Source organism: Corynebacterium marambiense, from assembly GCF_016342275.1.
GTDB classification, from domain to species: domain Bacteria; phylum Actinomycetota; class Actinomycetes; order Mycobacteriales; family Mycobacteriaceae; genus Corynebacterium; species Corynebacterium marambiense.
Window position 1 is genome coordinate 128,889 of record NZ_JAEIOT010000005.1, and the last position, 19,870, is coordinate 148,758.

The window sequence follows — 19,870 nt, forward strand, 5'->3', positions numbered from 1 at the left end:
TGCTCCGGGCCCCGGGGCGGCACCCGATGAGCCGATAAATTAGGCTGGTCCACATGACGAAGTCTGTGCTCACTGCTGTTGCCTGGCCTTACGCCAACGGTCCCCGCCACATCGGACACGTGGCGGGGTTCGGTGTCCCCTCCGATGTGTTCGCCCGTTTCCAGCGAATGTCGGGGTCGGACGTGCTCATGATCTCCGGCACGGATGAACACGGCACCCCACTGCTCGTGCAGGCGGAGAAAGAGGGGGTGGGTGTTCAGGAACTCGCGGACCGGTATAACCGCCAGATTGTTGAGGATCTTGCTGGTCTGGGCCTGTCCTACGACCTGTTCACCCGGACCACCACCCGGAATCACTACGCGGTCGTCCAGGAATTGTTCCGGGGGCTCCACGACAACGGATACATGGTCGCGGAAACCACCATGGGGGCCATCAGTCCGTCCACGGGCCGCACCCTGCCCGACCGGTACATCGAGGGAACCTGCCCACTCTGCGGTGCCGCGGGGGCCCGTGGCGACCAGTGTGACGCCTGCGGCAATCAGCTCGACCCGGCCGACCTCATCGACCCGGTTAGCAAGATTAACGGGGAAACTCCCGAGTTTGTCGAGACCGAGCACTTCCTGCTCGATCTTCCGGCCCTCGCCGGGGCGCTCGAGGAGTGGTTGAAGGGGCGCACTGACTGGCGCCCGAACGTCCTGAAGTTCTCGCTCAACCTGCTGGGGGATCTGCGTCCGCGGGCAATGACCCGGGACATTGACTGGGGGGTTCCGGTCCCGATCGACGGCTGGTCCGAGAATGGAGCGAAGAAGCTCTACGTCTGGTTCGATGCCGTTGTCGGCTACCTCTCCTCATCCATTGAGTGGGCGTGGCGCACCGGACAACCGGAGGCGTGGCGGAAGTTCTGGACCGACCCGGAGGCCCTGTCCTACTACTTCATGGGCAAAGACAACATAACGTTCCATTCCCAGATCTGGCCGGGAGAGCTCCTGGGATACCGTGGCCTCGGTGCTAAAGGCGGACAGCAGGGCGAATTCGGTCCCCTTCAGCTCCCTACTGAGGTCGTGTCCTCCGAGTATCTCACCATGTCGGGCTCCAAGTTCTCGTCGTCCAAGGGTGTGGTCATCTACGTGAAGGATTTCCTGAAGGAGTTCGGCCCCGACCCTTTGCGCTATTTCATCGCCGTCGCAGGCCCGGAGAACACCGACACCGACTTCACGTGGGACGAGTTCGTCCGTCGGGTGAATAACGAGCTAGCCAACGGCTGGGGCAACCTGGTCAACCGGACGGTGTCGATGGCCTACAAGAATTTCGGGGAGGTCCCGACCCCGGGTGAATTCACCGAGGCAGATCGGCGGATACTGACGCTCGCGGAGGAGGCCTTCGACGTCGTGGGTGGGGCACTCGGGCAGTCAAAGTTCAAGGCAGGCATCACCCACGCGATGCACGTCGTCGGCGAGGCGAACGCCTACATCGCCGAGCAGGAGCCCTGGAAGCTTGCCAAGGATGAGTCGCAGCGCGAGCGGCTGGCCACCGTGCTACATACCGCCCTCCAGGTGCTCAGCGACTGCAACACCCTCCTCACTCCGTATCTCCCGCACACCGCACAGAAGGTCCACGAGACCCTCGGCCGCGACGGTGTCTGGGCCGCTATGCCTGAGATCCACGAGGTGACCGACGACATGCCTGTCGAGCCGGTCGGTGTCGGCGTACCGGAGAAGGGGCGCAGCTACCCGGTCATCATGGGTGACTACACCAACCAGCAGGCCCGTTGGGAGCGCATCCACGTCGTCCCGGGAACCACCCTTGCTAAGCCGAAACCGCTCATCGCGAAGCTCGACCCGGAACTCGGGGAAACCGGCCCGGAGTGGGCTCCGGTGCAGTGAGGGGTTGATTCGCCGCAACATACCCCTTTCCACGGTCACCCGTTGCATCGACTCCGGTACCCTCGGATCAAGACAGTTGTTCGTGCACGTAGCCTAGGGTGTCCGGGGTCCACTGAGGGCTCGCTCTCGGCGGCGGCCGATGATCCCGGGAGCTGACAGCAGTGTTCTATCCTCATGGTGCAGGCCGATTCCACACCGGTGTGAAGCCGTGGAGGGTACTTATCCGCGTCCTCGCTGCGGTGTTCCTTCTCGGTGTCGCCGCGTGTGGGGCTCCGGGGATTCCCGGTGGCGCAGGATCCGACGCGGATGGGGATGTTTCCGGGACGGACATGCACACCATCAGTTCCCCGTACCTGTCGCGGGTCACGTTTCCCACGACTCCCGTCGCTGGATGGCATGCCCCCGCCCTATCGATGAGAGCCTCCGGAGCACCCGGATCAAATCCCATAGCCCGGGCCCCGCTCTACGTCGAGCGGGGCGTGGCGGTGCTCGACTCCGACGGCGACGGTGTCGTCGCGTACGACACCGGTACAGGAACCGAGATGTGGCGGGACGACGAACTGGGGTGTTTCCCGGATTTTGCGCATTCCGGACAGCTCGTGTGCAGGTCCGCCGGGACAGGACTCCGACTGATTGACGCGGTCACCGGTAGCGGCGAGGAGCTCCTAGGGAATCCGGTGGCGACGAGCGCCATACGGAAGCTCGTGGGTGGTTTCGTCTACCGCGGCGCGGTGTACCTCCACGGTTACCCCGACGGTGGTGACGGTTATCTGCTGGCCAGAAGGGACATCAGCGGCACCGATTGGTCGACCAAAACGATCGCCGCATCCCAGACGTGCCCGATCCTCGGTGACCCGGCGCCCTCCGCGACATTCAACGGTTCGATTGGGTTGGACACCGGCAGTGCGGGAACCTTCGTGTTCGATCCGGACACCCTCGAGATCCTCACTACGGGCGCTACATTCTCTGCGGTCCCAGGGCCGGAAGGGCCGTTGTTCTCCCAACCCTGCACGAACCCCGCCCCCGGTGCTAGCGGCGGCCCCGCCGGACGCGGAACGCTGACTGCCATGAACGGGACAATCATCGGTGACTACGAGTCCGTGATTCTACCGTCCTGGCAGGTGAGCACGACACCACGGGGCGTCGCCATCGCCGGTGGAGATCTGGTGGACCTCGACAACGGTGACGTCATCGTCGATCTGATTCTGTGGGCGGCGACTTCCTTCTCTAGTGTGCGTAGTCTTGTCGTGGTGGGGGACACCGCTGTGTTCACCGCGTCGGGGGGCCGTATCGGTATTGACATGGCAACCGGGGATGTCCTCTGGAGCGGGCCTGTTGAGGATCCCGGGGAGCCGGTGGGAACAGACGGCCAGCGACTGTTCACCACCACCGGCCAGGCGGTCGACCTCGCAACGGGTGATGTGGTGTGGACGCTGTCCGTCACCGGAGCCGGTGGCGGAGTCGCTACGGCACCGGACGGTCTCATCGTGAGTGACCGGGCCGGCGTGAACTTCTACCGTGCGACGGGAGGTCCCGTCACCTTGCTTCCCGGGCAGGGGAACATCACCGTCGCCGGGGCGGGCGGTGACGCCGGGGCGGGCGAGTCCGACACCGCCACCGGATCGTCGGTGGCCGTCTCCACGGATGTCCCGGACGTGCTCACCGCCTGTGGCAAGGTCCCGGAGCTGAAGGCCGAGACACTGTCCCTGGATGGGGGGATCCTCACCGCCGATATGTTCGTGAAACCCACCTGCCCCGAAGGCGATCTCCTCGACGGCAGTGGTTTCGCGATCCGGTTGCTGACGGATGGCGGAACCACAGTCGCCAGTGGAGTGTTCGACCTGTCCGCGTCCCCGGTCGCTGTCCCGGCTTCGGGACGTACCGTCCGGTTCGTGTTCCCCGAGGGCAGCTACTGGATCGCCCCGGGCAGCCTCGCCGGTGACAGGGCTGCGGCCACGGGAGAGGTCTCCGGGACCATGCGACTATCGGCTGGAACCCTCATCGTCGAGTGTGAACGCGGCGAAGGCGGAAGAAGCGGAAAGACACGACTGGCTGAGGTTGATCTCAGCAGATCCGCGGAAGCGGGGGTTGCCCGGGACAACGGTCTTGAAGCTGCGGAGGCCACCACCAACGCACGTGATGCCCTGGAGGAGATCCGGCGTCGGGACCGGCCGATTGTCGCCGCTGAACTCGCTGGTCTGTGGCAGCCGCAGCTGGCGTCGATGCGACCCGGAACCGGTGGAATGGACTATGCTTCGATTCTCCAAACCCACCTGGAGTTCCGCGACCGGTACCCGACCTCACGTCTGGTGTGGAGCGGTGACTGGCGGAACTACGACCGCAAGGACTGGTGGGTCACCCTGGCGGGTGTCGGGTTCACCACTGCGGAAGGCGCTCTGCAGTGGTGCCGGGACGAGGGATTCGGGCATGACGACTGCTACGCACGGCTGGTATCCAATGACGTCGGGCCGGAGGGAACCACCCGGTATCAGTAGCGGAGGTGGGACCGCGGTGGTGTTCCCGGACCGGATTCCGACAGTCAGAGCCGGTCTGGATGGACTACCGTGGGGAGTATGCGTACCCGATCAGATGTATCCAGTTGGCTCACCGACATGGACGGTGTCTTAGTACACGAAGAAAAGGCCCTTCCCGGGGCGCAGGATCTCATTGAGACCTGGAAGAAGGACGAGACCCCGTTCCTGGTGCTCACCAACAACTCCATCTACACGCCGCGGGATCTCGCGGCCCGTCTTCAGGACTCCGGACTCGACGTCCCGGAGGACCGCATCTGGACCTCGGCGCTGGCGACCGCGACGTTCCTGAAGGAACAGGCCGCTGGGGGGACCGCCTACGTCATCGGCGAGGCCGGTATCATCACCGCACTTCATGAGGCGGGTTTCGTTCTCACCGACCGCGAGCCCGACTTCGTCGTCGTCGGGGAAACCCGAAACTATTCTTTTGAGGCGATCACGACGGCGATTCGTTTGATCGACGAGGGGGCGCGGTTTATCGCCACCAACCCAGATCCCACCGGGCCCAGCTCAGAGGGAATTATTCCCGCCACCGGCGCGATCACCGCGCTGATCACCAAGGCCACCAAGAAGGAACCCTATGTGGTCGGTAAACCCAACCCGATGATGTTCCGGTCGGCGCTCAACAAGATCGGCGCCCATAGCGAGAACACCGGAATGATCGGTGATCGGATGGACACCGATATCGTCGCGGGTATGGAAGCTGGTCTGTACACCGTTCTGGTGCTGTCGGGGATTTCCTCCAAGGACTCGATCCGGGAGTTCCCGTTCCAGGCCAACGAGATGCTTGACGGTGTGAGCCAGCTGCTGAAGCCCGCGACAGGGCCATCGAAGAAGAAGTAGCCCGGGCAACGGCTGCGCAGTCATCCGCGCAGCTGCAGCTCCATTCCCCGGATCACGAACTCGGTCTTGCGCTGCAGCCAGTTGTAGTCCCACAGATCCTCCCGGATCGGGAAGTGCTGTTTGTCCTCGCTACGGACGGAACCGAGGCGCTGCCTCGCCAGCTCGAATCCATCACCGTCGCGCAGTGACTGGGTGACCATGCTCGCCACCAGGACGTTGTCGCCCAGCATGTCGACGATGAAGTGCATGTCATCATCCCCGCCGGGGAACCCGCCACGGATCAGCCCCTCGGTGAGATCGTCCAGGTAGTCCTGGATGGCGAAGTGTGAACCGGGGAATGTCAGCAGCGAATACGCGATACCGGGGTACGTTCCGCACATCTCCCACACCGCGGCCGTGTAGGCGCGCAGCTGGTCCTGCCAGCTCGATTCCGGATCCGGTAAATTGAGACCGCCGGTGACGCGGAGAAAGCAGTGCATGAGGAGATCGTCCCGGGATTTGACCACGCGGTAGAGACTGGGGGCAGCGACCCCCAGTCTCTTGGCCACACCTGTGAGGGTGAAGCGGTCGATTCCCTGTGCAATCGCGGCGTCCACCGCCTGATCGAGGGTGAATACCGGTTTGGGGCCAGTCTTCCGGCGCGGGGTCTGACATGGTTCCATAGATCACAAGGCTATCAGGAATGTGTCAGGCGCCACCCTGCCGCGGCTTCGCGGCGTTCACAGAACTGCCGGTAGGGGCCCCGCCTGGTGATGAGTTCGTCGTGCGTACCCTTCTGCGTGACATGACCGTCCTCATCCAAGACGATGATCTGGTCAGCGGCCCTAACGGTGTCCAGCTTGTGGGCGATCGCGATGACGGTGGAATGTCTGGCCAGCTCCGCGACGGATGCGACGATGTTAGCCTCGTTCTCCGCGTCGAGGGCGGCGGTCGCCTCATCGAGGAGCACGATCGGTGCCTTCTTCAGTAGCGCCCGGGCGACGGACACTCGTTGGCGTTCACCCCCGGACAGCGAACGGCCGCCCTCACCGACTTTCGCGTCCCACCCGAGACGGTCCGCGATGGCGTCGACACCGGCCATGCGTGCGGCTTCATGCACCTCCTTGTCCGTGGCGTCAGGTCGGCCGATCCGGATGTTGGCCTCGAGTGTGTCGTCGAAGAGATAGACGTCCTGGAATACCATCGACACCTGCTTCATCAACTGTTCTGTGGACTGGTCACGTACGTCCGCCCCGCCCACACACACTGATCCTTCATCCGTGTCGTAGAAGCGGCAGATCAGGCGGGCGATGGTCGTCTTTCCTGAACCGGAGGGGCCGACGAGCGCGGTGAGGGTGCCGGATTCCGCGGTGAAGGAGATGCTCCGGAGAACCGGGGTCCCGTCGCTGTAACCGAAGCTGACGTCCCGGAGCTCGACACGACCGGGGGCGTCGAGAACGGCAGGCTGTGTGGGCTCCTCGAAGACGGGTGTGTCGAGGATGGCACCCATGCGGGCGATGGGGGCCTGAGCGACGGTCACTGCGGTGAAGGAATCGCTGAGTATCTGGAGATTCTGGCTGTACCGGAGTATCAACCCGATGAAAGCCACGGTTTCGACCGGGTTCATCGAACCAGCGGTGGCGACGAGTGTGGCTGCGGTGATGAGCGCGACGACGGCCATCTGAAGAACAAGCCCGTTGATTCCGAGGAGAACAACGGAGAGCTTCAGGTCCCGCATTCTCTCGGAGTCATTGTGCTCGCCCGCCAGGACAAGGGGACCGAAGTCATCGGTGTGGCCTGCCGCGCGGAGCTCGGGTTGGCAGATGGCGAACTCCACCAGCCGGTCGGACAGTTCGCGGTCGGTGCGGGCGACCTTCTGATCACTGAGATTCTTGTACCTTCTCAGCAGTGCGAGGCTGGCGAAGATCAACGGCGTGGTGAGGGTGAGGGTCAAGCCGATCCGCCAGTCCCAGATCCACACCCCGATGGTGACGACGACCAGTGAACTCACCTGGGTGACTACGGCGTGGAGCATGTGCGCGAGGATCTGCGAGACGAGCATGAAGCCGCTGGACACCAACCTCGACAGTCCCCCGGTTGAGGCGGAACTGAACCATCCGAGGGGCAGGGTCGCGAGATGGTCTCCGAGGGCGTGGTGGGTACAGCGCATGTAGTCGGTGACGGCACCGTAACCCGTCACCGCCTGGCGGTAGCGACTGTAGAAGGTAACGACAGCGAGAATCGCGAGGATTCCGAGCCAAGCACCGAACGGCAACCCCGCTGCGGTCTCGCCGGTTGCGAGCGCCGCAGCGGCGGGAAGCAGTGACAGTAGTGCGAGCCCCTCGAAGATTCCGCTGGCGACACTCACAGTGAGATGGACGGTGAATTCCCGGTTTCCCTCGGGGCTCATCTGCCTGCGTAGGACGGCGAGCTGGAGTGGATCGAATCGTGTGGCAGCCATGATGGTCACTTCCTGTTTCGGGGTTGTCCCATGAGGGTGGCGATTGCGTCATCGGTGACCTGCTCGCCGGTGAGTGTGTCGGTGATACGGCCCTCGGCGAGCCTGATGACCTGATCTGCGCCGAACACGGATTCGGGCCGGTGCGCGATGACCAAGACAGTGCGGCCGATGACCAGTGTGTTCAGTGCCTGCTGGATCGCGGATTCGGCGTCAGGGTCAGTCGCGGCCAGTGCCTCATCGAGGATGAGCACGGGGGCGTCGGCGAGTAGTGCGCGCGCGATGGCGATACGTTGAGACTGCCCACCTGACAGGGTGGTGCCGTCGGGCCCACCGATGACGGTGTCCAGCCCCTCTGGGAGAGCACGGATCTCATCCGCGATGTGGGCGGATTCGGCGGCGGCCCAGATCTCCTCGTCCGTCGCCCCGGGTGTGGCGAGCCGGATGTTCTCGCGGACAGACAGGCGGAGCAGCTTCGGGTTCTGAAGTACGAAACTGACGTGCTGGTAGAGCTGTCTGGTGGTGAAGTTCCTGAGGTCGACGCCACCGAGGGTGATGCGTCCGGAATCGGGGTCGGTGAACCGGGCGAGCATCGTCGCGAGGGTGGACTTTCCGGATCCGGAGGGGCCGACCAGAGCGGTGATGGTTCCCTCGGGGCAGGTCATAGTGACGTGATCCACCGCGAGAGTCTCCCCGTAGGCGAAGCTCACGTCCTCGAACCGGATCGTGTGGCCATCAGGCTCTGCTCCGGTACCGGCTCTGAGGGAGGGGGTGTCGAGGGTTTCCCGCAACCGGATCGCTGATGCCCCGGCGGTCATGTAGGCCCAGCTCGAGGTGGCGACGACGGTGATCGCCGCTGGGATCACCAGGGAGATGAGTGTGGTTGCGAGGACATCGGGGACGGTGACTGCGCCACTGCGGACGAGGAAGGCACCACCGGAGACGTTGACGAGCATGAGCAGCGGGACACTGATCATCGACTCAGCGAGCGAAGACGTGCGCATCTGTGGGCCGCACCAGTCGTAGAAGAAATTCGCGAAGCGATCCGCAGCATCGGCGAAGCGTCGGTGCGCACGGCCGGTCTGGCCGAACGCCTTGACCACCTCGATACCCTCGGCGAATTCCACGGCGGTTGCGGAGACGTCCCCGAGCAGGACATCCATCTCCACGGTTTTCTCTGCCATGCCCCGCATGGACAGGGCCATGATGAGTATGTAAACGGGAAGGTTCGCGATGGCGAGCAGGCCCAACCGCCAGTCGACGACGAACGCGTAGATGATGAGCGCCGTTGGCGCTGAGACAGCGGCCGCCGTCTCCACCGGGGCGTGGGCAATAAGTGTGTGCAGTGTGCGGATGTCATCCTGTACCGCCTTGCGGACCCGTCCGGAGTTGGTGTCCGTGAACCACGCTAACGGGGCGGTGGCGACTCTGGCGATCAGGGCGCGCCGCACGAGTGCCCCGAGTCTGAGATCGGCGTGGTGTGTGATTCCTAGACCGATGAACATGAACATCGCCTGGAGGAGGAACGCGCCGATGAGCCACGCGGTGACGGAACGGACATCTCCACCGTCCGGGGGCACCCCGGCTGCCCGGGCATCGAGCAATATCGTGCCCAGTCGGACGAGAGCGATGTAGGGGGCGATAGCGGTGATTCCGGAGAGTACTCCGAATACCCGGCCGAGTAGCAGGGCTGTCGACACGGGTGCGAGCAGTTCCTTCAGGGCGGCTTTCTCCGCCGCTGATCTAGCCTTGGGGTCCTCAACCACCGTTTGAATGGTCGTGGACTGGTTTTCCTGGGGAGCTGTCATGGGTGATTCTCCTTACTCTGGTTTGGGTGGGTGCCGTGTGTGGGGACCGTTCCCCGGGGCGCGGTCAGCTCGATGACGCGGTCGCAGCAGGCGGAGATCAGCTCGGCGTCGTGGGTGATGACGATGACTACGGCACCAGCGTCGGCGAGTTCCCGTAGCTTGGCGGCGATCGCCTCCAGGTGTGCGAGGTCCACCCCGGACGTCGGCTCGTCGAAGATATACACTTTCTTTTTTTGTGCCAATGCTGTGGCGATGACCAGCCGTTGCCGCTGCCCACCGGACAGCGACAGGGGATGCCGGGAGGCGGTGTCCGCCAACCCGAGCGCCGCTAGAAGTTCGGCGGCGTCGTGGTCTCCGGGGGTGCCGAGGGTGACTTCGTCGAGGACGGTGTCCGCGAACAGTTGGCGTCCGGTGTCCTGCATGACGATGTACCCGGCCGCCGCCCGGGCCCGAGCGGAGAGAGTTTTGCCTGCCAAGGTGATACGGCCACCGCGTGCAGGTTTTTCGAGTCCGCAGATCAGTCGTGCGAGAGTGGTCTTTCCCACTCCGTTGGGTCCGATCAATCCCGTGATGGCACCCGCCGGGAAAACCATTCGGTCGATGTCCAGCACCGGATTCTTCCCGTAGGAGAATCGGATGTCACGTAGCTCCAGTCCCTCGGTGGTATCGGGAGAATGCGGATCTGCGGTGGGGTTGGGCGGCGTCGGGCGGGTGAGTGACCTGAGGCCCAGAGCTCGCCGTGTTACCTCATCGAGATCGAAGAACTCCTGCCCGGTGAAATGGTGCTCGATACGGCCGTCGCGGAGGTAGTACACCTCGTCCGCGAGATCCCGCAGATGATGGAGCCGGTGTTCGGCGGTGATGATCGTCGTTCCCTCCGCCTTGAGCTCCACGAGTAGATCGCTGAGTTCATCGATCGCCTGCGGAGAGAGATTCGAAGTCGCCTCGTCGAGCAGGAGTACCGGCACCCCGGAGACGACGGCGCAGGTGCAAGCGACCCGCTGAAGCTGTCCACCGGACAGAGTCGACAGTTTCTGTCCGAGGAGTCCGGAGGTTCCGCACTGGTCGGCTGCCGTGGCAACCCGCTCACGGATCTCCGGGGGAGCGACCCCGAAGTTCTCGAGAGTGAAGGCGAGCTCCGTGGTCACCGTCGAAGTGAAGAACTGCGTGCGGGGATTCTGGAACACGGTGGCGCTCAATCTCCCGACCTCCGCCAGAGGGGTCGTCGGCATGTCGGCTCCGCTGACTAGGACCGTTCCGCTGACGTCGCCCGGATGGAAGTTCGGGGCAAGCCCGTTGATGAGACGGAGCACGGTTGATTTCCCGGAGCCCGATGGCCCGCACAACACTGTGAGGCTTCCCGGTGCACAGTTCATGGTGATGCCGCTGACCCCGCGTTTGGGCTCCACCGGCGCCGTTGTCTCTGTCCCGGCCACCCCGAAGACATCGTTGGCTTCGACAGAGCGATCGGCGCGGTAGCTGAAGCTGACGCCGTCGAGGGTGATCCGCCCCGTTTCCGTCATCGCTGCAGCTCCCATCCACTGAAATGCAGACCCACGAGCGCGGCGATGCCGAGTAGCAGCACCAGATCTGTCAGTCCGAAACCGATCCGGGTCACAGTCGTCGGGTGGACGGTTGATCCGTCGGGCAGGGTGGTGACACCCAACCCACGGATCAACGCAGCGGCCGCGAGCTCGTCACTGATCCGGATCGCCGAGGACAGCAGTGGGATGACGACATAGATGCCGTAGCGCACTGGATGAAACAGCAGACCGAGCGCGCCGGGCCGGATCCCGCGCAGGCTCATGGCCTCGTTGATCGCACGGGTCTCCGCCAGTAGTGCGGGGAGAAACCGTACGACCACGGCCAGCGGGATGATGAGCCAGTGTGGGGTATGCATCCTGCGCAGTGCCGCATTCAACTCCGTGGGACGTAACTGCGTGAGGACGAACACGGCGATCCCTGCGGCCACCGTGAACCGGGAGATCCAGAAGGCCAGCACCCCTATCAGTGCTGAAGCTGAGTTTGGCCAGTGGGTCGGGATCCAGTAGGCGGCGGCCGTCAGGAGGAAGACCGAGACTAGGAGCACGATCGCCCACCGGGCTCGTCCCGTGAATAGGAGGGCCGTGACCGTGAGCAGTGCGCCCGCGATGGTCACGAGTTGATCGGTCCGCCCCATCATCAGGGCATTGACGGTCAGCAGCAGCAGAATGAGGGTGCGTGGATCGGCGTGTCTCACGCCAGCCCTGCCCGTGCGAAGTTCCGTTGCCCGACACGCACCCCGATCCGTCCTCCGATGAGGGCCAGGACGAAGACGAGGATCATCCAGACGATCATGGACCGGGGCTGCAGGAAGAACTCCAGTGCGTCGACGTAATCCTGACCCATGGTCCCGGCCATGTCATCGACGTACTGGGTCGAGTTGTACAGCAGGGGCACCCACGGTGCCATGTAGAGCTGAGAGAAGATCGCGTAGGCGACGGGCATGCGCCAGCTGCCGCGGAGACGGGCGAAGGCGATGTCGCCGCAGAACCCGGCGAGGGTGGAGACGATCGGTGTGATCCAGGGATGCCCGGTGAGGACGAAGAGGATTCCGACGATCAGGCTCATCAGGGTCAGCGCGCCCATCTTCGGGGTGCGTGCGAGATACAGGGCTATGACGGTGCCGTTGAGCAGTAGGCCCAGTCCGAACCCGACGAACATGATCAGGGGGCCGATCATTCCAAGCATTCCCGTGGTGAAGAGGATGAGGAAGTAGATGACGGTGAATATGCCGACATTGATGAAATCTCTGGTGTCGAGGCGGGATGCCACTCGGTGCTCCTTCGGGTGATGAGAGTCGCAGAGCGACTGCCTGGTTTTTTGATCTGTCGTGCCGTGGGTAAATGGGGTATCTCGGGTAGACGCCCCATAACTGTGATTGCTATTCAGTAATAGCATAGGCTTACCCTCAACGGTAGGGGAGTGCCCGGGCTTCCTGTGGGGACTCGCCCCGTGGCCAGATGGCATCCGCCCAGCGCTCCGTGCCGGATTCATGGTGCTCCGTGAGACACACCGTCCGTGGCCGTTAGAATCGACCGACATGGCCAAGAACAAGAAGCCCCGTCCCACCCCTGTTCCCGCGGACCGAGTCGCGGGACTGGTTGACGCCCACACGCACCTCGCGAGCTGCGGTGCCCGCACACCGGAGTCGGTCAATGCCCTCGTCGCCCGTGCCGTGGATGCCGGTGTCGAGAAGCTCTGCACCGTGGGGGATGGGCTGGAGGAGGCATGCGCCGCCCTTGCGGCGGCGAACAACCACGAGCGTGTCTACGCGGCGTGTGCCGTGCACCCCACGAGAGCGGATCAGATGGATGACACCGTCCGGGCCCGGCTCACCGAGATGGCCCGCGAGCCGCGCTGCGTCGCGATTGGGGAGACCGGTCTGGACGCCTACTGGATCAACCATTCCGAAACCTGTGCCTCGATGGATACCCAGGAGGAGGCGCTCCGCTGGCACATTGACCTCGCCGTGAGTTCTGGGCGAACACTGATGATCCACAACCGGGAGGCTGACGCCGATCTTCTGCGGATCCTCGCCGATTCCCCGCCACCCCGCGAGGTGATGCTGCACTGTTTCTCCTCTCCACTGAACGTGGCGGAGGAAGCGCTGTCCCGCGGGTACGTCCTGTCCTTCAGCGGCAATGTCACGTTCAATGCGAATGATCATCTGCGGGAGGCTGCGCGGATCGCCCCTGCAGGCCAGCTGCTCGTAGAAACCGACGCCCCCTACATGACGCCCGTTCCGTACCGCGGATCGAAGAACGAACCGGCACTCATCGGGCACACCTACGCCCGTATCGCCGAGGTTCGTGGCGTGGAGGTCAGGGAACTCGCAGACGAGGTCAATGCCACGTTCGACCGGGTCTACGGCCTGGATCTCCCGGGTTGAACCACCACCGGTAGGTGGGGAGCGTAAGTGAAGCAGGCAGGTGGGATAAGGTTAGCCTGATGGTAATACCGCCGGAGTATGCCGGAGGGGGCTGAGGCTCTGTTCCTGGTCCGGCGGTCGTGTCTCGCTGTCCGACCCCGCCGAGAGGACCCCTCCGTGCCCCCGCAATCACCGCAGCCGCTGCATTCTTCCCATCTCCGCGACGGATCCGAGGGCCGATGCCCGATGATGGCGCAGTGAGCGTGACGACGGGTCCGGACACCGCGTCGCCGCGGAACCGACTACGGCTCCCCACCCTCACCACCCGGGCACTCATCGTCTGCTGTGTCCTCGGAGCCGCGTCAGGGCTGATCATTCAGATCGCCCGCCCCATCGGCTGGGTGCTGAAGGTGACGGTGCCGTGGCTGGCGTTCCCCACCCCCTTCCCGTGGATGCTCCCGATGATCACCGCGGCGCTGCTGCTCCGCCGCCCGGGCGTCGCCACCATCACCTCGGTCGTTGCCGGAATCGTCGGATTTAACCCCTTCTCACCGATCTCCGGGCTGATCATCGATGCGGTACTGGCCCCGTGGACCCTGCGCCGGAACCGCGACTCCAGCGGTGGCTGGCTGCTCGCCGCGATCCTCGCCAGCATGGCGGTCGGTACGGTGAACTGGATCTCCATGTTCTTCTACCGGGAGTTCCTCCTGTTGGACACGATCTGGATCGTGATGGCAGGCGTGGTACGGATCGGCCTTGGGGCGGTGTACGGCTGGTTGGCCTGGCTGCTGGCGAAGCGATTGATAGGGGCCGGGTTCGACCTCCGCGGCATCGCCCTGGACAGGGCGCGGGCACAGGACGCCGCCCGGATCTCCCGGGCTCCACGGAAGAGCGAAGCGGCCCCGCGGTCCGCGGCGGTCGTCATCGATCACCTGAGTGTCACGTATCCGGGTGCCTCGGTGTCCGCTGTGGATGACGTGGACATCACGCTCGCCGCAGGCAGTTACACGCTCGTGTCCGGTCCGACCGGATCGGGCAAGTCCACCGTCGCGCTCTCGGTCGCCGGGGTGCTTGGTGCGGGATTCCCTGCGCACACCACGGGATCCGTGCGCATCGACGGAACGACAGTCGCTGGGCCCGAGGGGACGGTCGCCCCCGTGGCCGAGGTCAGCCGCCGTGTCGCCGCGGTGTGGCAGCATCCGGAGAGTCAGTTGTTCGCAGCGACGGTGATCGACGAGATTCGCCGCGGCCTGGACCATCTGTGCGTTCCTGCCGAGGAAGGTACCCGGCGGGCGCTGGCTGCCCTCGACGACGTCGGGTTGTCCCACATCCACCCCTTGCGTGACCCATGGACTCTGTCCGGAGGCGAGCAGCAGCGCCTCGTCCTCGCGGCCGCGCTCGTTCTCGACACACCAGTTCTGGTGCTCGACGAGGTGACCAGCCAGCTCGACGATGAGGCGACGGAGCGGTTCACGGAGGTCCTTGAACGGATCCGGCGGAACCGGGACATCACGGTTCTCGCGGTCGACCATCATGCGGAGGCCCATATGGGCCTGGCGGACCGGGTCATCGTCATCGCTCCGGGAGGATCGGTCGCGGTTGACGGAACGCCAGAGGAGGTCTACGGGCGACATTCCGCGGAGTGTCGGGAACTGGGTCTCCGAGTGCCGGAGCCCTGGGCGCACGATGAGACCTTTGTCGGTTCGGGGCTGGACTGCCCTACCGCATCGACCCGCCCCTCTGCGGACGGTGATCCGGGGATTCGGCTCGAGGGAGTCGGGGTGCACGGTCATGGCAGGGAGCTTCTCGACGGCGTCGACGCCGAGGTTCCGGCGGGTTCGGTCCTTGCGCTCCGCGGCCCGAACGGATCTGGGAAGACGACCCTGATCCGGGTGCTATCAGGTATGCGCCGGGGGCTCCGTGGACGGGTGAATCCGGACCGCCGAGACCGGATCCGATCAGGGATTGGCTGGGCTCCGCAGCGCAGTGGTGACCTGATTCTGAGCGGTACTGTCGATTCGGAGCTGACCGCCGCAGCGAGAGCCGCCGGAATCACGGCCACGGGGGAGGACCTCGCTCGCTGGCGGGGCATGATCGGCCTGGTGGATGCGGGTGCCAAGCATCCGTTGAAACTCTCGGGCGGACAACGGCAGCGGCTCGCTGTTCTCGTCGCGATGATCGGAGATCCCGAGCTGGTGCTGCTCGATGAACCGACGAGTTCCCAGGATGGCACGGGTGCCCGACAGATAGCGGACATCATCTCGACCCACGCGGGTGGCCGTGTGACGGTCATCGCCACCCATGATCCCGACTTCGCCGATGCGGTGGCCACCCACCGGATGCGTCTGGTCAGCGGACGGACAGAAGGAGTGAACCCGGTATGAGTTCCGTTCCGGAAAAGATGCGGACCCTGACGGAGAAGGAGCGGACGGCGGCGGTCCGTGCCTACGACCGCCGCACCCCGCGAAGTCGCTGGGCGCATCCCCTGCTCGTGACAGCCGCGGTGGTGGTTCCCATGGTGGTCACCCTCATGGCACGGGGACCGGGGCTTCCCGCGGTCGTCATGGCGGCCACACTCATCGCCATCTGGGTGCTCAACCCCCGGTGGGGACTCGCTGCGACGCTGTCGCTGCCGGTGCTCGTCGTTGTCGTCGGTCTCAGCTTTCTGTTCTGGTTACCGGACCCCGCGGTGTACTCGCCGCCGGTGGACTGGTTGCCCGGTGATCCGCCGCGGGAGAAAGTGTTCCAGGGCTTGACCGGTGGTCTGCGGACGACGGCAGCGGGTACGGTCGCCGCGCCGCTGCTGCTCATGGTCACCTGGCGTGAGTTTATCGACACCGTGCTCCGCTACCTCCCGATCAGCTACCGGGTGGTGGACATTCTCGGACTGGGCATGCGTTATCTCCGTATCATCGGCCGGGACCTCGCCACCGTCAGTCGCATGTCTGTGCTGCGGTCCCGGGGCAGCAGGACGGCGCAGCCTAAGGTGATGGCCGCGGCGACCGTACCCGTCCTCGCCGCGTCGATGCGACAAGGGGAGCAGCTCTCCGTTGCGGTTGACGGGCGTGCCTTCGGCGCCTACCGGAGTCGGACACTGCATCATGCGATCGAGTTCCGCCCGCTGCACTGGGTCCTCCCGACCGTCATCGTGGGCGCCAGCATTGTTGGTCTCCTCGTCCTGGGGTGACCTTTTCGAACCACCGGAACCCTGAAACGCACGGTGTGCAAAAAATCGGCTGTCACCTGCTGTGACTCCTGTGGCTTAAGATCTACTAAAAGGTCGACAAGTTCCACGTTGTTACCGTAATGTGACGGTGATTGCGTCGGGGAGGTGGACGGTCGTCCAGACACCCCGGTTCCCAGTTCGTCCAGGCAGACAGGCATCCTCACCAGCATCATGACAGCACAACACCGGCAGTCCCATATCAACCGCATCAACGGCAGTCGCAGTGTTCCCCTGCGGATGGCCACCGGCGGTATGCTCGCGACCCTCATGGTCGGTGGTGGGCTGGCGGTCATCGCCAAGAAAGACGTCGCCCTCGACGTCGATGGGGAGATGATCCAGCTCGCGACCATGTCCACGACCGTCGACGATGTGCTCAACGAGGCGGGCGTCGACCTTCGCTCGACGGAGACCGTGGTCACCCCGGCGCTGGGGGCGAAGCTCGAGGGTCAGGACGCCCGGATCACCGTCCGCACCGTCCGGTCCGTCACTGTGTCCGTCGACGGGCAATCACGCATCGTCGAGACCACCGCCCTCACCGTCGGTGCTCTCGTCGAGGAACTGGGTACGGTTGGTCCCGACGATAGGGTCAGCGCATCCCCGGATACGACTCTCCCGGTCTCCGGGTTCACCCTGGAGATCACCACGCCGAAGACCGTCGATCTCTTCGACGGTGGCGCGCAGCGCACCACCACGGTTCCGGCGGTGACGGTCGGCGATCTTCTCGACGCGGAGGGTGTGACTCTGGGGGATCTCGACACGATTTCCCCGTCGACGGAGACTTCCGTCACCGAGGGCATGAACATCGTCATCGACAGGATCCGTACAGACACCGTTACGGACACTGTGCCGTTCAGTGTTCCGCCGGTCTACGTCGACGATCCGGAGGCCGAACAGGGCACCGAGACTGTCACCGCGGAAGGCGTCGAAGGCACCCGCCGGATCGTCCGTGACGTCCGTTGGGTCAACGGCCGCGAGGTCGCCAGCACCGTCATCGAGGACACGGAATTGACACCGGCCGTTCCCGCCACCATCGCCCGAGGTACCCGACCGGCCGCGCCCGCCGTGGCGAACGGCTCCATCTGGGACGCGATCGCGCAGTGCGAGTCCACCGGCAACTGGTCCATCAACACCGGCAACGGATTCTCCGGTGGTCTCCAGTTCACCCCGTCCACCTGGTTGGCCTTCGGTGGCGGACAGTACGCTCCGATGGCGTGGCAGGCGACCAGGGAGCAGCAGATCGCGGTGGCGGAGAAGGTCCGGGCCGGTCAGGGCTGGGGTGCGTGGCCCGCCTGCACCTCCAAGCTCGGCCTCCGTTGACAGCCCGCCCCGGTCGCCGGGGCGATGGCCCGTTCCAGCACCGCACTGCGGTAGATTTGGCGACATCATGGATACGCCCCTGGAGAAGTCCCCCGCAGGTCCACGGCCTGCCGCGCTGCTCGGCCCGGTGGAGATCCGGCAGCTGGCCGACGAGCTCGACATCACCCCGACGAAGAAGCTCGGGCAGAATTTCGTGCACGACCCCAACACCGTCCGCAGGATCGTGACGGCCGCCGCTGTCGCGGACGACGATGACGTCGTCGAGGTGGGCCCGGGGCTCGGCTCACTGACTCTCGCACTATTAGATACGGTGCGTTCGGTCACCGCCGTGGAGATCGACCCGCGGCTCGCAGGCCGACTCCCGCGGACCGTCGCCGACCGGGCGCCGGACCACGCGGATCGGCTCACACTCATCCTCCAGGACGCGTTGACGGTGACACCCACGGATTTCCGGGCAGCCGGAGCACCCGCCCCGACCGCTCTCGTCGCTAATCTGCCGTACAACGTCTCCGTTCCAGTGCTCCTGCACCTGCTGGCTGGATTCCCCTCCATCACCCGGGTGCTGGTTATGGTCCAGGCGGAGGTGGCCGACCGGCTGGCCGCCGCGCCGGGATCGAAGATCTACGGGGTGCCCAGCGTGAAAGCCGCGTTCTACGGCACCGTCCGGAGGGCGGGTTCCATTGGTGTGAACGTGTTTTGGCCCGCCCCCAAAGTCGATTCCGGACTGGTCCGGATCGACCGGTTCCCTGCGGGGAGCGAACCCTGGCCGGTCACGGTTGAGACTCGGGCCGCTGTGTTCCCCCTCGTCGACGCAGCCTTCGCGCAGCGACGGAAGACCCTCCGCGCTGCCCTCTCCGGACATTTCGGTTGCGGCGCGGCAGCGGAGCAGGCACTGCGTTCCGCGGACATCGACCCGGGTCTCCGGGGGGAGAAACTCGGCGTCGCCGACTTCGTCCGGCTCGCGGGTGTGGGGCGGTGAGCGCGGTCACCGCCCTCGGGCACGCGAAGATCAACCTCGCCCTCACGGTCGGTCCGTTGCGGGCGGACGGCTTCCACGAACTGGACACCATCTTCCAGTCGCTCGACCTCCACGACCGGATCACCGTCACCCCCGTCGACGGTCCGACCGGCGTCCGCCGGCTCACCGTCGGCGGGCTCGGCGCTGCGGAGGTTCCGACCGACCAAAGCAATCTTGCCTGGATGGCCGCGGAGCTCATCCTCGAGGGCATCGCCGGTGCACCCGCAGTGGACATCCACATCGAGAAGGGCATTCCCACGGCGGGCGGCATGGCGGGTGGCTCCGCGGATGCCGCGGCCACACTGCGGGCGACCGCCGAGGTGCTCCGTGGGACCACCGGAACGGCGCTCTCCGAAGAGCGGTTGTTGGGGTATGCGACGGAACTGGGGTCCGATGTCCCGTTCACCCTCCTCGGCGGGACCCGTCGTGGAACCGGACGGGGAGAGCGGCTCGAGGAGATTCCCGCGACGAGGACATGTCACTGGGCGCTGGCATTCAACCGGAGGGGACTCTCTACCCCAAGGGTGTTCCGAACCCTCGACGGGTTACGCTCCAGTTCCGTCGATGCTCCGGGCGACACGGTCGAGCTTCGTGCCGCGCTCTTCTCCGGCGCCGGCCCCGGGGAGATCGCACCGTTGCTGGTCAATGACCTCGAGGCGCCTGCGCTACGACTGTCCCCGAGACTGGCGGGCATCCTCGATCTCGGACGGGACACCGGAGCACTTGCCGGAATCGTCTCCGGATCCGGGCCGACCTGTGGTTTTCTCTGTGCCGACGCAGGCACCGCCCGCCGGGTCGCCGATGCGGTAACCCGGGTCGATGACGTCATCATGACGGCGACCGCCACCGGGCCCGCCCCTGGGGCCGAACTTGTTTCACGATGAAAGGTAAGCGGCT

The 19,870-nt window shown here is 65.0% G+C and carries 15 protein-coding genes; 9 read left to right on the forward strand and 6 right to left on the reverse strand.

Going from position 1 to position 19,870, the window contains the following annotated elements:
• Window positions 1-53 precede the first annotated feature (53 nt).
• The 3 genes from metG to JDV76_RS03280 all read left to right on the forward strand — a co-directional run bounded on the left by metG (window position 54) and on the right by JDV76_RS03280 (window position 5,257).
• On the forward strand, window positions 54-1,883 hold the full coding sequence (metG, locus tag JDV76_RS03270) for a methionine--tRNA ligase (protein ID WP_198735458.1): 1,830 nt from the start codon (window positions 54-56) through the stop codon (window positions 1,881-1,883).
• A 200-nt stretch (window positions 1,884-2,083) separates the two neighbouring features.
• Window positions 2,084-4,378, forward strand: coding sequence for a PQQ-binding-like beta-propeller repeat protein (locus JDV76_RS12865; protein WP_198735459.1), 2,295 nt, complete (start codon window positions 2,084-2,086; stop codon window positions 4,376-4,378).
• Between the two features lie 78 nt (window positions 4,379-4,456).
• Window positions 4,457-5,257: an HAD-IIA family hydrolase gene (locus JDV76_RS03280; protein ID WP_198735460.1), complete on the forward strand. Its 801-nt coding sequence runs from the start codon at window positions 4,457-4,459 to the stop codon at window positions 5,255-5,257.
• A gap of 20 nt (window positions 5,258-5,277) precedes the next feature.
• Here JDV76_RS03280 and JDV76_RS03285 read toward each other — a convergent pair whose 3' ends face one another.
• From JDV76_RS03285 to JDV76_RS03310, 6 genes are read right to left on the reverse strand one after another with little or no spacing between them, the layout of a single operon-like run.
• Window positions 5,278-5,919 (reverse strand): TetR/AcrR family transcriptional regulator, encoded by a 642-nt coding sequence (locus JDV76_RS03285; protein WP_198735461.1) that lies wholly within the window; start codon window positions 5,917-5,919, stop codon window positions 5,278-5,280.
• 14 nt (window positions 5,920-5,933) lie between these two features.
• Entirely contained in the window at window positions 5,934-7,697 is a 1,764-nt protein-coding gene (locus JDV76_RS03290; protein ID WP_198735462.1) for an ABC transporter ATP-binding protein, read from the reverse strand.
• Window positions 7,698-7,702: 5 nt separating this feature from the next.
• A complete protein-coding gene (locus JDV76_RS03295; RefSeq protein ID WP_198735463.1) occupies window positions 7,703-9,502 on the reverse strand; it encodes an ABC transporter ATP-binding protein in 1,800 nt (599 codons plus the stop codon).
• Window positions 9,499-11,025: an ABC transporter ATP-binding protein gene (locus tag JDV76_RS03300; RefSeq protein WP_198735464.1), complete on the reverse strand. Its 1,527-nt coding sequence runs from the start codon at window positions 11,023-11,025 to the stop codon at window positions 9,499-9,501. Before JDV76_RS03300 ends, JDV76_RS03295 begins: the two co-directional genes overlap by 4 nt.
• On the reverse strand, window positions 11,022-11,741 hold the full coding sequence (locus JDV76_RS03305; RefSeq protein ID WP_198735465.1) for a CbiQ family ECF transporter T component: 720 nt from the start codon (window positions 11,739-11,741) through the stop codon (window positions 11,022-11,024). Before JDV76_RS03305 ends, JDV76_RS03300 begins: the two co-directional genes overlap by 4 nt.
• Window positions 11,738-12,316 (reverse strand): MptD family putative ECF transporter S component, encoded by a 579-nt coding sequence (locus JDV76_RS03310; RefSeq protein WP_198735466.1) that lies wholly within the window; start codon window positions 12,314-12,316, stop codon window positions 11,738-11,740. Before JDV76_RS03310 ends, JDV76_RS03305 begins: the two co-directional genes overlap by 4 nt.
• A gap of 268 nt (window positions 12,317-12,584) precedes the next feature.
• On the opposite strand from JDV76_RS03310, the gene JDV76_RS03315 reads away from it, so the two are divergent.
• The 6 genes from JDV76_RS03315 (at window position 12,585) to JDV76_RS03340 (ending at window position 19,857) form a co-directional block, all read left to right on the forward strand.
• On the forward strand, window positions 12,585-13,433 hold the full coding sequence (locus JDV76_RS03315) for a TatD family hydrolase (protein ID WP_198735467.1): 849 nt from the start codon (window positions 12,585-12,587) through the stop codon (window positions 13,431-13,433).
• A 236-nt stretch (window positions 13,434-13,669) separates the two neighbouring features.
• Window positions 13,670-15,796 (forward strand): ATP-binding cassette domain-containing protein, encoded by a 2,127-nt coding sequence (locus JDV76_RS03320; RefSeq protein WP_198735468.1) that lies wholly within the window; start codon window positions 13,670-13,672, stop codon window positions 15,794-15,796.
• Window positions 15,793-16,599 (forward strand): energy-coupling factor transporter transmembrane component T family protein, encoded by an 807-nt coding sequence (locus tag JDV76_RS03325; protein ID WP_198735469.1) that lies wholly within the window; start codon window positions 15,793-15,795, stop codon window positions 16,597-16,599. The genes JDV76_RS03320 and JDV76_RS03325 overlap by 4 nt, the downstream gene beginning before the upstream one ends.
• A gap of 210 nt (window positions 16,600-16,809) precedes the next feature.
• Window positions 16,810-17,955 carry a resuscitation-promoting factor gene (locus JDV76_RS03330; RefSeq protein WP_232958815.1) on the forward strand — a complete coding sequence of 382 codons (1,146 nt, stop codon included), beginning with the start codon at window positions 16,810-16,812 and terminating at the stop codon, window positions 17,953-17,955.
• A 67-nt stretch (window positions 17,956-18,022) separates the two neighbouring features.
• Window positions 18,023-18,934, forward strand: coding sequence for a 16S rRNA (adenine(1518)-N(6)/adenine(1519)-N(6))-dimethyltransferase RsmA (gene rsmA / locus JDV76_RS03335; protein ID WP_198735470.1), 912 nt, complete (start codon window positions 18,023-18,025; stop codon window positions 18,932-18,934).
• A complete protein-coding gene (locus JDV76_RS03340; protein ID WP_198735471.1) occupies window positions 18,931-19,857 on the forward strand; it encodes a 4-(cytidine 5'-diphospho)-2-C-methyl-D-erythritol kinase in 927 nt (308 codons plus the stop codon). Before rsmA ends, JDV76_RS03340 begins: the two co-directional genes overlap by 4 nt.
• Window positions 19,858-19,870: the final 13 nt, after the last annotated feature.